This window comes from Nocardia sp. NPDC004722, from assembly GCF_053601505.1.
Genome location: NZ_JBSGBY010000029.1, coordinates 14,249 through 28,016, shown reverse-complemented (window position 1 = coordinate 28,016; position 13,768 = coordinate 14,249). Strand labels below are relative to the sequence as shown.

General features: G+C 70.3%; 12 protein-coding genes. 7 read left to right on the top strand and 5 right to left on the bottom strand.

Annotated elements, in window-relative coordinates; translation table 11 throughout:
- Positions 1-211 (bottom strand): ATP-binding cassette domain-containing protein (locus tag ACWELQ_RS05675; protein ID WP_452395854.1); only part of this gene is annotated, 211 nt, incomplete at its 3' end.
- The gene (locus ACWELQ_RS05670) at positions 208-924 is read right to left on the bottom strand and encodes a hypothetical protein (RefSeq protein WP_452395853.1); all 717 of its coding nucleotides are present in this window, start codon (positions 922-924) and stop codon (positions 208-210) included. The genes ACWELQ_RS05675 and ACWELQ_RS05670, both read right to left, overlap by 4 nt.
- A gap of 126 nt (positions 925-1,050) precedes the next feature.
- On the opposite strand from ACWELQ_RS05670, the gene ACWELQ_RS05665 reads away from it, so the two are divergent.
- Together ACWELQ_RS05665 and ACWELQ_RS05660 are read left to right on the top strand one after the other, a co-directional pair.
- A complete protein-coding gene (locus tag ACWELQ_RS05665) occupies positions 1,051-1,890 on the top strand; it encodes a helix-turn-helix domain-containing protein (protein WP_452395852.1) in 840 nt (279 codons plus the stop codon).
- 4 nt (positions 1,891-1,894) lie between these two features.
- Positions 1,895-2,314 carry a VOC family protein gene (locus tag ACWELQ_RS05660; RefSeq protein ID WP_452395851.1) on the top strand — a complete coding sequence of 140 codons (420 nt, stop codon included), beginning with the start codon at positions 1,895-1,897 and terminating at the stop codon, positions 2,312-2,314.
- A gap of 6 nt (positions 2,315-2,320) precedes the next feature.
- Here ACWELQ_RS05660 and ACWELQ_RS05655 read toward each other — a convergent pair whose 3' ends face one another.
- Positions 2,321-3,346 carry a glutathione S-transferase family protein gene (locus ACWELQ_RS05655; RefSeq protein WP_452395850.1) on the bottom strand — a complete coding sequence of 342 codons (1,026 nt, stop codon included), beginning with the start codon at positions 3,344-3,346 and terminating at the stop codon, positions 2,321-2,323.
- A gap of 77 nt (positions 3,347-3,423) precedes the next feature.
- Between ACWELQ_RS05655 and ACWELQ_RS05650 the strand changes: the two genes are divergently transcribed.
- The gene (locus ACWELQ_RS05650; protein ID WP_452395849.1) at positions 3,424-4,218 is read left to right on the top strand and encodes an enoyl-CoA hydratase/isomerase family protein; all 795 of its coding nucleotides are present in this window, start codon (positions 3,424-3,426) and stop codon (positions 4,216-4,218) included.
- A gap of 333 nt (positions 4,219-4,551) precedes the next feature.
- Positions 4,552-5,823, top strand: coding sequence for a class I adenylate-forming enzyme family protein (locus ACWELQ_RS05645; protein WP_452395848.1), 1,272 nt, complete (start codon positions 4,552-4,554; stop codon positions 5,821-5,823).
- Positions 5,824-5,835: 12 nt separating this feature from the next.
- Here ACWELQ_RS05645 and ACWELQ_RS05640 read toward each other — a convergent pair whose 3' ends face one another.
- On the bottom strand, positions 5,836-6,570 hold the full coding sequence (locus tag ACWELQ_RS05640; protein ID WP_452395847.1) for a tyrosine-protein phosphatase: 735 nt from the start codon (positions 6,568-6,570) through the stop codon (positions 5,836-5,838).
- Positions 6,571-7,014: 444 nt separating this feature from the next.
- Between ACWELQ_RS05640 and ACWELQ_RS05635 the strand changes: the two genes are divergently transcribed.
- Complete coding sequence (locus tag ACWELQ_RS05635; RefSeq protein WP_452395846.1) at positions 7,015-7,497, top strand: TetR family transcriptional regulator; 483 nt, start codon at positions 7,015-7,017, stop codon at positions 7,495-7,497.
- An 83-nt stretch (positions 7,498-7,580) separates the two neighbouring features.
- Complete coding sequence (locus tag ACWELQ_RS05630; protein ID WP_452395845.1) at positions 7,581-8,759, top strand: amino acid deaminase/aldolase; 1,179 nt, start codon at positions 7,581-7,583, stop codon at positions 8,757-8,759.
- Between the two features lie 4 nt (positions 8,760-8,763).
- Here the strand turns inward: ACWELQ_RS05630 and ACWELQ_RS05625 are convergent, their stop codons facing one another.
- The gene (locus ACWELQ_RS05625; protein ID WP_452395844.1) at positions 8,764-12,534 is read right to left on the bottom strand and encodes an AAA domain-containing protein; all 3,771 of its coding nucleotides are present in this window, start codon (positions 12,532-12,534) and stop codon (positions 8,764-8,766) included.
- Between the two features lie 330 nt (positions 12,535-12,864).
- Between ACWELQ_RS05625 and ACWELQ_RS05620 the strand changes: the two genes are divergently transcribed.
- The gene (locus ACWELQ_RS05620; protein WP_452395843.1) at positions 12,865-13,704 is read left to right on the top strand and encodes a class I SAM-dependent methyltransferase; all 840 of its coding nucleotides are present in this window, start codon (positions 12,865-12,867) and stop codon (positions 13,702-13,704) included.
- The last annotated feature ends 64 nt before the right edge of the window (positions 13,705-13,768 follow it).

The following is a 13,768-nucleotide window of genomic DNA, read 5'->3' as shown; positions in this document are numbered from 1 at the left end:
GCCTGCCGGGGCCGACCAGAGTCACGGTGCCGGAGGTCGGGGTGAGCAGGCCGAGCAGCAGGCGCAGCACGGTGGTCTTGCCCGAGCCGTGCGGCCCGACCAGGGCGGCCACGGTGCCCGCGGGCACCACGAAGCTCACGTCGTCGACGAGGGTGCCGGTCTCGAGGGTCTTGGTGAGGCCCCCGGCGGCGATGGCGAGCGGGCGCGTCACGACTGCCGGTTCCGGGTCGGGGCTTCCACGGCGGGCAGCGGGTCGGCGTCGATGACCAGCGGTTGCGGCCAGGTCAGCGGGGGCGCGCCGAAGGCCTTGCGGGCATTGTCGACGATGCCGTGGCCCAGCGCCCGGTTGCCGAATCCGCCGATGGCCGCGCCGATTCCGGCGGGAATCACCTTGCCGACCATGAGCGCGCCGCGTTTGGCGATGAACTGCACCAGGAACTTCTTGAGCAGGGAGTCGTTCATCGCGCCGATGCCGGGGATCTTGCCCGCCATCAGCCCACCCCAGTTCTTGGCGGAGTGCCCGACGCTCTTCTGCACGATCTCCATGCCGGATTCGCCCAGCACCACGGCGAGCACCAGTGCGCGGCGGCGTTCCTTGTCCTCGGGCGCGACCCCGTGCACGGCCGCGACGGCGAGGGTGAACACCGCCGAGGCTTCCAGGAAGAACGCGGTCTCCGCACTCATGGCGGCAAGCGATGTCACGGTTCCCACGCCCGGTACCGCCGCGGCCGCGCCGACCGCGGTTCCCGAGCCGGTCACGGCGTTGAGATAGAGCTTCTCGATGCGGGTGATGATCTGCGCCGGCGATTCCCCGGGATGCCCGTCCCGCAGCTTGCCCACGTACTTGGCGACAGCCGGAGCCTGCACCTGGGCCCCGTTGTCGAGCAGCGAGACGACCGCTTTCTCGAGCCCGGCCTTGAACATCGCAAACCCCTTTTCCGTGCGGTCCTCCGACCGAAACTCTATGGCACCCCGACAACGATTCGCGAGATAGACCGGTTCCGGATGGAAGGGTGCCTTACCCGGCAAGATCGGCCTAGGGTGGACGGCGTGGCAGGCGTGTCCGAAGGCGCGTCGGGACTACCTGATCCGCGACTGCGCCCCTACGTCCTCGGGTACGAGGGCTATCTGCTGCGCGGTTTCGCGCCGGGCACGCATGTCGGCATGCCCGGCTCGGTGCTGACGGTGATCATCACCATCGACGAACCCATCGAGGTCCCGGTCTCCTCGCAGCCGGGTCAGCCCGCCGGTCGCTGGGACATGCTGGCCAGCGGGCTCACCACGCGTCCGGCGATGATCGCGCACAACGGTTTCCAGCACGGCGTGCAACTGAGCTTGACGCCCCTGGGCTGCCGGGCGCTGTTCGGGATGCCGACGGCGGAGCTGGGCTCGTGGATCGTGGATCTCACCGACGTGCTCGGCCCCCGGGCGATCGAGCTGCGGGACCGGCTCTCGCTGCTGCCGGACTGGCCGCGGCGCTTCGCGGTGCTCGACGAGATCCTGTTGCGGCGGGTGGACCCCGTGCGGTGGGACGCCGAACTGGCGCGCGCCTGGACCCTGCTCTCCGGACCGGATCCGGCCGTGCGGGTGGCCGCCGTCGCGGACGAGATCGGCTGGAGCCGCAGGCATCTCGGCAATCGCTTCGCCGCCGAGTTCGGGATCACGCCCAAGGACGCCGCGCGGGTGTCGCGTTTCGAGCGTTCGCATCGCCTGCTGCGCGATCCGGTGCTGCCGCCGCTGGCGGAGGTGGCGGCCGTCGCCGGGTACTACGACCAGGCGCACATGGCGCGGGAGTGGCGGGAGCTGGCGGGCATGCCGCCGTCGGCGTGGCTGGAACACGAGGAGTTCCCATTCGTCCAAGACCGGCAACCCGCCGAGGCGGGAGGGTGAATCCATGAGCGAAACGACAACCCCTGTACAGACCGCCACCGTCGTCTGGCCGACCCTGGTCTACCGCGACGCGAAGGCCGCGATCACGTTCCTGGAGCAGGCTTTCGGCTTCGAGACCACCGCCCGTTACGAGGAAGGCGACACCATCGCCCACGCCGAGCTCGCCTGGCCGGGCGGCGGCGCGATCATGCTCGGCGGCGTCCGCGAGGGCATGTCCCTGGCGTGCCAGCCGCCCGGTGTCGGCTCGGTGTACATCGCCCTCGACGACGCCGACGCCCTCTACGCCCGCGCGAAAGCGGCGGGCGCGAACATCACCCGTGAACTGCGGAACGAAACCGACTACGAGTCAAGGGGTTTCACCTGCCGCGACCCCGAAGGGGTCTACTGGAGCTTCGGGACCTATCGGGGCGCGGCGGGGGAGTAGGTCCGGTCAGGCGGGCGTGTGCCCGGCGGGCACACGTTCCGCCTCCAGGGGCGGGGGCGGCGGGGTGCCGTCTCCGAACGGCTTGCCGCCCAACGCTTCCCGGCCGTGCGGGGTCAGCCAGTTGCCGAGTTCCGGACCCTTGGGCACGATCCGGGTGGGATTGATGTCGGTGTGCACGATGTAGTAGTGCTGTTTGATCTGCGTGAAGTCCACGGTGTCGCCGAAGCCCGGGGTCTGGAACAGGTCGCGGGCGTAGGCCCACAGCACCGGGAGCTCGGTGAGCTTGTCCCGATTGCACTTGAAGTGCCCGTGATACACCGGGTCGAAGCGGACCAGCGTGGTGAACAGCCGCACATCGGCCTCGGTGATGGTGTCGCCGACCAGATAGCGCTGCGTGGCCAGCCGTTCGGAGAGCCAGTCCAGCGCGGTGAACAGCCGATCGTAGGCGGCGTCGTAGGCGTCCTGCCCGCCCGCGAAGCCGCACCGGTACACGCCGTTGTTGACCTCGGTGTAGACCCGGCGATTCACCGAATCGATCTCCGCGCGTAGGTCTTCCGGATACAGCTTCGGCGCTCCGGGCCGGTGGAACTCGGTCCATTCGGTGGAGAAGTCGAGGGTCATCTGCGCGTAGTCGTTGGTCACCACCGCGCCGGTGCGCTCGTCCACGATCGCGGGCACGGTGATGCCGCGCGGATAGTCCGGGATCCGCTTGAAGTAGGCGTCCTGCAGAAAGTGGATGCCCAGCACCGGATCCACCTCACCCGGATCCAGATCGAAGGTCCAGCTGCGCTTGTCGTGGGTGGGCCCGGCCAACCCCATCGACAGCGCCGACTCGAGCCCGAGCAGCCGCCGCACGATGATCGTCCGATTGGCCCACGGGCAAGCCCGCGCCGCGATCAGCCGATACCGCCCGGCCTCGACCGGGTAACCATCCCTGCCGTCCGCGGTTATCCGCGTCTCGATGTAGTTCGTATCGCGCTTGAATTCACCGGGTTCGACGTAGGAGCCCGGCTCCGATTTCGACGTGGTCACCAGCCCAGGCTAGTTGCCTCGGCGAAACTTCCGCCCGGGTCTGTCGCCAAAGTAAGCATCCGCATACATTCGGGGGCATGACTGACTCGAAGCCCACTCGCCTGGAACGCGCTGTCACCGCGGGCGGTGCGGATACGGCGATTCTGACCATCGCTCATGGCCCGTTGAATCTGTTCGACAAGGCCCTGCTGGACGCGCTGGCGGTGGATCTGGCGGAGCTGTCGGCCAATCCGCCGCGGGCGCTGCTGGTGCGCGCCGAGGGCAAGCTGGTCTCGGGCGGCGTGGACGTGCACGTCTTCGACGGGCTCTCCGAGCAGGAGGGCGCGCAGCTGTGGCAGACGCTGTTCGCGCAGATCATCCACCCGCTGGAGGCGCTGCCCTGCCCGGTGATCTTCGCGGCCCACTCGCTGACCCTGACCGCGGCCTTCGAGATGGCGCTGGCCTGCGACATCATCCTGGCCGCGCCCAAGGCGAAGTTCGGTCTGGTGGAGACCGTGGTCGGCCTGACCCCGTCGATGGGCGGCCCGCAGCGGCTGGCCGAGCGCGCCGGGTCCGGTCGCGCGCGCGAGTTCGTCATGACCGGCGACACCTACCCGGCCGCCACCATGGCCGAGTGGGGCGTGGTCAACGCGATTCACGAGGACGTCGACACCGAGGCTCGCGCGCTGCTGGCCCGGCTGGCCGACGGCCCGACCCGCGCGCACGCCGCCACCAAGGCGATCATCGAGGCTTGGCGTTCCGGCGGTGTGGCGCACGCGGATTCGGTGACCCCGGAGGTGTCCGGGCAACTCTTCGGCACCGAGGATCTGAAGAACGCGGTGCGGAGCTTCCTCGAGGTCGGGCCCGGAAAGGCCACGTACACAGGCAAGTAGACGGCTAACGCGGGAGTCCGACGGCCCGGGTCGTGGTGTGCGCCCGGGTGTGTCGGCCCGCGCCCGGGCGTGTCAACGCTCTCACCTGCGCGGGTGGGTGATTGGGGGGAGGCCGAGACCGTCCGGTGGGGAATTCCGGTGTGAATGTGCGAAGGGCCCTGCAATTCCGACGTTTCCGCAGGCTCGCCAGGGGAAGTCCGGTTTCACCGAGGGGTGGTCTGTTTCCATCGGGTCAAACCCTGACATCCGTTTGCCGACAATCCGCCCATGTCTGTGATCTGCATCATATAGTCACTCATGCCTGGCAGGGCTGACGAGGCACTCGGAGGGACGATGTCGCAGTTACTCGTGGAATACCCGCACACCCGAAACGGCTGGTGCGCCAACCCGCTTGCGCGCGCGGCGGACGGCATCCTGCGCTACGGCAACCTCACGCCGGCGCTCACCGAACTACTCGACATCCAGGTCCACACCTTCGCCGCCCGCGAGGCCGTGGTGGAGATCGGCGGCCCCCGGCTCACCTACCGCGAACTCTGGTACGCGGCCTCCCGCATCGCCGGCGGCCTCCAGGAGCACGGCATCGGCTACGGCGACCGGGTCGCGGTGCGCATGCCGGTCGGCGCGCGCTGGGTGCAGGCGTTCCTGGGCGCGCTGCTCTCGGGCGCGGTGCCGGTCCTGGTCCACGACGGCCTGCCGGATGCGGCCGCGGAGCGCGTGATTCGCGACGCCTGCACCGACTTCGTGCTCGACGGCGGCGGCCGCGCGGCCGGCTACCGCGAGGCCCTGCCCGACGGCGCGGCCTTCATCGACGACGGCGCCTCCCTCGGCGAACTGGCGCTGCTCTGCTACACCACCATGGGCCCCGGCGCGCACCCGCGCGGCGTGGAGCTGACCAACGAGAATCTGCTCTCGGCAATCTGTTCCGTGGTCGGCGCGCTGGAACTGCCCAGCGACGGCCTGCGCAACCTGCTGCTGCTGCCGCTCGCGCACGCCAGCGGCTGTGTCGACCAGCTGCTGCCGACCTTCGCCGTCGGCGGCACCGTGGTGCTGGCCCCCGACCGGTCCGCGGTGCCGGAAATCCTTGTCGCCGAACGCATCGACATGGTGGCGGCGACGCCGCGCATCTTCGCCGGGCTGCTGCCCGACCTGGCCGGGCTGCGGGTGGACCGGGTGCGCCAGGTCTGCAGCGCCGGGCATCGCGCCGAGCTCGCGGTCACCGATCCGGCTGCCTCCGAGGCAGTTTCGGTCACCCTGCGCGACGTCTTCCCGGCGGCCCGGCAGTGGTCGGTATGGGGTGCGACCGAGACCTCCGGCATCGGCCTGGCCCGCGACGACACCGCGGCGCTCGCCGGCGACCCCGGCCGGGACGTGCTCGGATTCGCCTTCGGCGGCACCGAACTCGCGCTGTGCGGCCCGGACGCCGACGCGGGCCACGGCGAACTGCTGTGCCGCGGCCCCAATGTCACCCCGCGCTACTGGAACGACCCGCAGACCACCGAGTCCCGCTTCACGGGTTCCTGGTTCCACACCGGGAACCAGGTCAGCATCGACGCGGACGGCCTGGTCCGCCAGGCCCTGGCGGACGAGTCGGCCCTGGCGGAATGAGCGCGATGAGCCTCAGTCGAGCAGGCGCTCGCGCAGCGCGTCGCGCAGCTGGGGCGTGATGCCGATCTCGGCGAGGTAGCCCTCGAGGCCGCCGTACATGTCGTTCATCGACGTGGTCGCGGTCTCCAGGTATTCGGGCTTCACGCCCAGCAGGTCGTCGGACAGCTCCTCGTTCATGGCGTCGGTCATGAAGGCGCGCAGGGTGGGGACGGCGTCGTTGCTGAGCAGGTAGTCGGCGTAGATGTCCTCTTCGGTGACATCGACCGCGCGCAGCAGGGTGGCGACCGCCCAGCCGGTGCGGTCCTTGCCGGCGGCGCAGTGCACCAGCGCGGTCCCGGCGAGCACGGATTCGGCCAGCGCCTTGATGGCCTCGTGCGCCTCGGGCAGGGCGGGGAAGGTGCGGTAGACCTCGAGCATGTGCGAGGAGGCGGTGACCGAGCGGCGGGCCTCGTGCGGCGGAGTCTCGCCCATGCGCGAATCGAAGGGAGTGACCCGCAGGCGAACCCCGTCCGGCACCACGTCGTGGCCGATGAAGTCGATCTCGGCGAACCCGCGCAGGTCGTGCACATCGGTGACGCCGAGCTCGGCCAGCATGGCCACGCCCGCCTCGTCGAGGCGGCTGAGCTGGGCGGACCGTAACAGCACCCCTTCGCGGACGGTGCGGCCGACGGTGGTGCGGGCACCGCCCAGGTCACGGAAATTGAAGGTGCCGGAGATCAGGAATTGGTCGTGGCGCGCTGAAGTCACTTCGTCAGGCTATCGGTGGGCCGGTATCGCCACGGTGTCGGTGATCGATCGGATCGGCGAATTGTGCGGGTGCGAGCGGGTGGCTGTCGGCGTGGCGCGTGTGGGGTCGCGCACACCTTCTATGTTTCGACGCACAACCGTCCGTAATATACCGAATGGTCCTATCAACGTCGTTACCAGGCGATCGTTCAATTTGATCATTCCCGTAGGGTCGCGGGCCCGTTCCAATTGGGTAACAAAACATTCTTGAGGTACGGAATCGGCTATCAAAGCTGGTTACCGGGCCCAAAAACGACGTACCATCGATACCCGTTGAACGGGTACGCCGGTGTACTGACCGGAAAGATCAAAGTCGATCCGCCGCCCGTTGAGCGAACTGCGCAGGCGCTATGGCCGCTGGTCCTGGTCGCTGTGCGCGAGTTCTTTCGCCAAAGGGAGCCGTCGTTGAGCGCAAGTGGAGAAATCACCCAGGTCGGACTTCGTCCGGCCATGACCGAGGCCATCGAAAAGACGGCCGGGTCGCTCGACTTCAGCGGTAATCGGGCACTGCGCATCCTGCTGCACGCGGGTGTCAGCACGCTGTGGCCGATGTTGAAATCCTCGCCGGATCGCCAGATTCGGGCCTACGAGTCCACGCTCGCCATGCTGCGTCAGCGTTGGGAGAATCAGGCCGCGTGCGTGCCGGACCCGGTGGGCTCGGCCATGTTCCGGGACCTGGACGCCGACGTCACTGCCTTCCTCGACCTGTGCGCTCGGCACTCGGGCACGCAGTGGCTGGAGCCGGTCGACGCCATCGCCGCGTACCTGCTGGCGGTCATCCAGGGCATGGTGTTGCGCTGGCTGGCCGACTGCAATGACGAGATCTCGCTCGTCGTGCTCGACGATCTGGTGTCCTACCTGTCGACCAAGGCCGTCGACCTACCCTGAATTCGAGTGCTCCCGCTGTTGAATTCCGACAGCGAAATTCCGAAATACTGGACGAGTGACCAAGTTCGTGGTCGAATGATCAGGTGACCGATAAGTCGCCGATCAGCGTGCTGCACGCGGCCACCGCCGAGCTCGACCCCCCGCTCGCGGCGGTCGACCTGACCGCCCTGCGCGCCAATGCCGCCGACCTGGTGAGCCGCGCCCGCGGCGTCCCGATCCGGGTGGCCAGCAAATCCGTGCGCTGTCGCGCGGTCCTGGACGAAGTGCTGGGCCCCAAGCTGACCGCCGCCGGCGGATTCGCGGGCATCATGGGTTACTCACTGCGCGAAGCCATCTGGCTGGTCCGCGAGGGCGCGCGGGATGTGCTGCTCGGGTATCCCACCGCCGATCGCCACGCGCTGGCCGAACTCGCCGCGGACCCGCTGCTGCTGGACTCCATCACCCTCATGGTCGACGACACCGCTCAGCTGGACCTGATCCGCGCCGCCGTCGGCAGCGAAAAGATCGCTCCCCGTGTATGTCTCGACGTGGACGCCTCTCTGCGCATCGGCCCGCTGCACCTGGGCGTGCGCCGCTCGCCGATCCGCACGCCCGAGCAGGCCGCCGCACTCGCCGCCGAAACCCGTTCCCGCGGTTTCCGAGTCGTGGGCATGATGACCTACGAGGCGCAGATCGCGGGCCTGCCCGACACCAATCCCGCGGTGCGCCTGGTGAAGAAGCTGTCGGCCGACGAGATCGGCAAGCGCCGCCGCCGGGTGTTGGACGCCGTCCGCTCCGCCGTCGGGGAACTCGAGATCGTCAACAGCGGCGGCACCGGGTCCATCGAGGTCAGCATCTCCGATCCGGACGTCACCGAGGTGACCGCCGGTTCCGGGCTCTACCTGCCGACGCTGTTCGACGGCTACCGCAATCTGGCCCCGCGCCCGTCGATGTATTTCGCGACGCCGGTGCTGCGCCGTCCCGCGCCCGGCATCGCCACGGTCTTCTCCGGCGGCTACATCGCGTCCGGTCCCGCGGGAGCGTCCCGGGTGCCGAAACCGGTGTGGCCCTTGGGGTTGAAGCTGATCGGCACCGAGGGCGCGGGCGAGGTACAGACCCCGCTGACGGGTGCGGACGGCCTGAAGATCGGGGATCGCGTGTGGTTCCGGCACGCCAAGGCGGGTGAACTCTGCGAGCGCTTCACCGAGGTCCACCTGGTGGACGAGGACGGACGCCGCACCACCGTGCTCACCTATCGCGGTGAGGGACACTGCTTCGGCTGACGGCTCAGACCCGGTCGAGCTGCAGAACCGCTGCCAGATCCGATAATTCGGCGGCGGTGGCCGGGAGGTATTCGGTCAGCAGCGGCGAGCGCACGATGATCGCCGACCACATGGCCCGGGAGATCGCGCTGGTGAGCCAGTGCCGCGACAGCAGCGCGCCGATGCCGTGCGGCGCGTCGTCCGGGGCGGAGGTGGTCATCGAGACCAGCACCACCGCGGCCTCGCGGCCCTGGAAATGGTCCGGGGTGCCGACCAGCACATCCTCGATCCGCGCCCGCGACAACAGGGTTCGGATGCGCGCCACCTGCGCGTGATACGGGGCCACCACCAGAATGTCGTGCGGGTGCAGGCGACGCGTGAGTGCTCCGGTGTGCCAGGGCAATCCGAGCAGCGTGCGCACCTGGCGCACGATTTCCCTTGCCTCCTCGGCGGATTCGGTGCCGTTGCCGTGATGCTCGACCGTCACCGTGCGCACGCCGGGCGGGATACCGTCGAGTTCCCGTGCCAGGGTGACGGTTTCGTTGGAGCGCAGCCGGTTGTCGTAGCGCAGCCGCGACACCGGACCGCACATGCGCGGATGCATGCGCCAGGTGCGGTCCAGGAAGTAGCCGTAGGCCGCGGGCAGCGTGCGGTGGCCGGAGAGCAGGCGGCCCAGCACCGATTCGGCGATGGGTTCGGGATGGGTGCCGCGCGCCGGCGGCGGCGCGGGATCGCCGACCAGCAGCAGGTTGCGGGCGGTCACCGCCACCGCCATCGCCTCGGCGAGCGGGAACTTCCCGGCGTCCACGATGACCAGCAGATCCAGGCTCGCGCGCGCGATGCGCTCGGGATCGGCGAAATCGCTCGAAAGTCCGCCCACCACACAGCCGTTGACGGCATTGTCGAGAAAACGCGGGTAGCGCGCGGTCTCGATGGGCAGCCATTCCGGGGCCACCGAGCGGGTGTCGGCCTTGGCCACCAGTTCGGGCAGCACACCGACCTGCACGACGGCGTCCAGCACGTGCTCGACCACCTGGTGCGAACGGGCGATCACGCCGACGCGCCACTTGTACCGGGTGACAAGCCTTTCCACGGCGCGGGCGGTGGTGTCGGCCTTGCCGGTGCCGGGCGGGCCCTGCACCGCCACATACGAATTGTCCAGGGCGAGCACGGCGGCGGTGACGGCGGCGGCGTGATCGCCGAACACCTCCGGCAGCGCCCCGCCCGTGCGCAGTCGCGGCGGGCGGCGGCACAGGATGTCGAAGATCGCGGTCTCGGGCACCTGGGGCAGCGTCACCAGCAGCTGATGTGCGGTGTCCTCCAAGGCTTCCGAGAGATGGATGTCGAGGCCCGGGGGACAGGGCGCGATGGCGGTGGGCAGATCGGCGTAGGGGTCGCAGCCCTCCGGCAGCGTCTCCACCACGCGCACCACGTCCTCGAAATTGGTGTCCAGGGCGCAGCCGAGCACGGTGGCGTGGGCGGTGGCGCGCAGTCCCGGGGCCACGATCATGCCCGGCACGGCCCGGTCGTAGAGGGTGAGCACCGGGGTGCCCGGCGGGGGCGCGTTGCCGGTGCCGAGCCGTCCGACGAGGGTCAGGTAGCGGCGCAGCGGTTGCTGTCCGGTGCCGTGCCAGTCGGTGTCCACCGAGCCGGAGTCGGCAACGAGAACGCCTGCGGTATCGGCCCATTCGGCCAGCGGATGATCGAGCCGGTCGTCGTGCGCCCAGCGCAGCGGGCGGCGCTCGCGCCGGTGGTAACCGAGCGCGGCCGCGGCCAGCCCGGCCGCCTCCTGTGCGGGCCCGCGCTCGTGGTCGTCGCTCTCGGCGAATTCCCGCAGCGCCGCCTCGATCTCGTCCGGCCCGGTCTCGGCGTAGTCGTAGGACCAGCGCCGCTCCGGCCGCACTCCGTGCTCGGCGGCCAGCTCCAGCAGCCAATCCCGCAGCCGCACCACGGCTTCCGCCCCGCCGTCGCTCTCCTCCTGATTGGGCGGCAGCTGATGCAGGTCATACGACCGCTCACCCACCACCAGCGCCGCCCGCACCACCGGATACAGATCCATCAGCGCGGGCAGCAACTCCGCCACCACGTCCTCGCCCTCGGAATCGCGTTCCCCGATCCCGTTCAGCAGCGCCCGCAGATCCCCCCGGTAGTGGTGAATCCGCAACTCCGGGCACTCCCGCTGCCGCCGCACCAGAAACTCCAGCAGCGCGTCGGCATCGTCGCGATGCCGCGTGACCCGCCCGCCATCCCGGTCCTCGGCGCGAATCACGAAGGTGTGCTCGACCTTCGGCAGCGCCGGCGTCGGCACGAACCCCAGCGCGACGGTCCCGGCCTCGGGTCCGGGCACGCTGGCCGTCGCCACCGTTCCGGCGAGGTCGGCCACGTCGCCGCCGGATCGCGATACCGGGCCGCCGGTCTCGATCCGGCGATCGGTGCTCGGCGCGAATCCCATTGTGGCCAGTCCGGTCTCGGGCTCGCTCGTCGCGTCGGCCAGGGCAGGCGACACGAGGTCGTTCGGCTGCGGCTCGGAAGATGTGTCAGGGGTATGGACTTCGGCGACGGCCCGTTCGGCGGCGGCATGGGGGCCCGCGGCGGGCATGCCCGGTGAGGTTTCGCGGCGCTGTGCGGATTCGTCGGCGGTATGGGCCGGCAGTGGCGCGCCCGCGCGCGTCCGCGGTGCCGAGCCGGTGCGGATGTGCACGATGAGATCGCCTGCGTTGCAGGTGATTCCGGCGGGGGCGCGGGTGATCGCGGCCGGGGCGGGGGCGGTGGTGACGCTGACGAAGAGGTCGCCGTCGGTGGGGGCGGGGAGGGCGACCAGGGCGGTGGGGTCGATGAGGGCGTGCACCGGGCGGGCGGTGCGCTCGCGCAGGATCTGGACCTCGGCTTGGCGGCGGAGGGTGGTGAGGGTGGCGGCGGGGATGCCGGTGACGGTGGCGTCGGTGACGGCCAGGCGATCCAGGGTGGTGATGCCCGCGTCGCGCAGGTGGGCGCGGGTGGCCGGGCGCATCCCCGCCACCAGTAGCAGGTCGCGGCGGGTCTCGAGTTCGGCGGTGCAGGTGGGGCAGTGGCCGCAGGCCAGGAACCGGCGGTCGCCCCACTGCACCGGCAGTAGTTCGCCGAGTTTGGTGTCCACGATGAGGTTCAGCCGTGACCGGCGCGCCTGGTACACCACCGCCATATCGGCCAGCGGATGGGTGTGCGCGACCCCGTCCTCCCAGATCCGCGCGTGCGGTGCGGCCCGGAATCCGTTGCCGCGCAAAGCTTCCGCCATGGCGGTCAACCCCAGCAGGGTCGCGATCCGGTGGCGCCGCCCGGTCACCCCGGTCACCACGTAGTCGTGGGTCTCCGGCGAATGCTCCCGGGTCAGGAAGGCGCAGCGCGCCGCGAAGTCGCCGTCGAGGACGACGGCCCCGGCCACCGCCTCCGCGTCCGTGCGTAGCGCCGCCAGCGTCTCGGTGTGCGCGGCTCGCAATCCGGTCATGGCCGCGTCGCGCAGTTCCTCCGCGATCACCGCGGTCGGCCCTTCGGCGCCCGGCGTGGCCTCGCCGAGCGCGGACGCGGCGGGCGGGGATAGCCGAATACGGGTGACCGCCGCACCGTAGCGGTCGCGCAGGTCGGCCAGGCGGTGCTCGACGGCCGGGTCCGGGGCGCGGGTCAGCGCGGCGGGTGACCGGTCCTCGACCGGCGCCACCAGTCCCAGTTCGGCATCGAGCGCGCGCAGCAGCGCGAACTCACAGCGCGCCGCCGTCACCAGGTCACCGGTGCTGCACACGACACGATCACCGAACAGCATCAATCGCGGCCCTCCTGTGCCTCTCCTCCGCCGACACCCGCCCTCGGCCGGGAACAATTCCGCGCGTGAGGTGTCATCGCGTGGCCGAGTCGCGCCATAGCGTAATGACTGGGGGCGCTGTGATGTGCCGCCAGGTACGGCCCGCGCGCCCGGCCGGGTCGCCCGCGACCCGCCCACGTCAGCGCGCGTTTGCGGGCGATGTTGGGAGACAACGCGACTCGCGCGCACGCCCGCCGGCGACCTCGGGGCCGCGGCCGGTCGCGCGCCAGAAATCGCGTCGCGATCCCGGCGTGTCGCCCCTAGGGTGGAGGCGTTGAAGGGAGCCCTTTCGTGCAGCACGGTGAACCCAGTCGAACCGCCCTCGGCGCGGCCCGCTATCGCGCCGAACATCAGGAACTGGACGGTGCCAGCATCTTCCGGGACCCGCTGGCAGTGGCCGTCCTCACCCCGGCCGGAGTCTCCGGCGACCGGCTGATCCAGGACGAGCCCGCCAGCCGCCGCATGCGGCTGTTCATCGCCGCCCGCTCGCGCTACACCGAGGACGCGCTCGCCGAGGCTTACCGGGCGGGCGTGCGTCAAGCGGTCTTCCTCGGTGCGGGCCTGGACACCTTCGCCTACCGCAACCCGCATTCCGGCCTGCGCGTCTTCGAGATCGATCACCCCGACACCCAGGCCTGGAAGCGGCGGGTGCTGGCCGAGACCGGCATCGCGGTCCCGCCCTCGGTGACCTACCTGGGCGTCGACTTCGAGCACGACACCCTCGAACAGGCGTTGGCCGCGGCCGATTTCGACGCCACGCGACCGGCGTTCGTGATCTGGCTCGGCGTCACCGTCTACCTCACCCGGCCCGCCATCGCCGCCACGCTGCGCACCCTCGGCGGCCTGGCCCCCGGCAGCGAGCTGGTCTTCGACTACGGCATCCCGTACACCCCGCGGACTCCTGAGCAACATGCCGCCACCGAGGCTCGCAAGCAGCGCCTGGCCGCGATCGGGGAGAGCTGGGTGAGCTTCTTCACCCCCGACGAGATCGCCGCCGAGCTGGCCGCCGCGGGTCTGGCGGTCGTGGAGGACCTGGGTCCGGCCGAAACCCTGGCCCGCTACCTGGGTACGACCGCGGATCCGGATCGGCCGGGGCCGCACCTGCTGCACGCGGCCGTGCCCGGCGAGTGATCTTGGTTCGCTGACTACTCGCCCGTAGCCCGATCGGAGCTCCCCCAAACCGCGTCCGGGTCTG

Excerpts from the sequence above, each read along its gene's own strand:
- ACWELQ_RS05645 (WP_452395848.1), top strand. The coding sequence starts at position 4,552 with ATGTCGCAGTTACTCGTGGAATACCCGCACACCCGAAACGGCTGGTGC.
- ACWELQ_RS05670 (WP_452395853.1), bottom strand. The coding sequence starts at position 924 with ATGTTCAAGGCCGGGCTCGAGAAAGCGGTCGTCTCGCTGCTCGACAAC.
- ACWELQ_RS05650 (WP_452395849.1), top strand. The coding sequence starts at position 3,424 with ATGACTGACTCGAAGCCCACTCGCCTGGAACGCGCTGTCACCGCGGGC.
- ACWELQ_RS05660 (WP_452395851.1), top strand. The coding sequence starts at position 1,895 with ATGAGCGAAACGACAACCCCTGTACAGACCGCCACCGTCGTCTGGCCG.
- ACWELQ_RS05625 (WP_452395844.1), bottom strand. The coding sequence starts at position 12,534 with ATGCTGTTCGGTGATCGTGTCGTGTGCAGCACCGGTGACCTGGTGACG.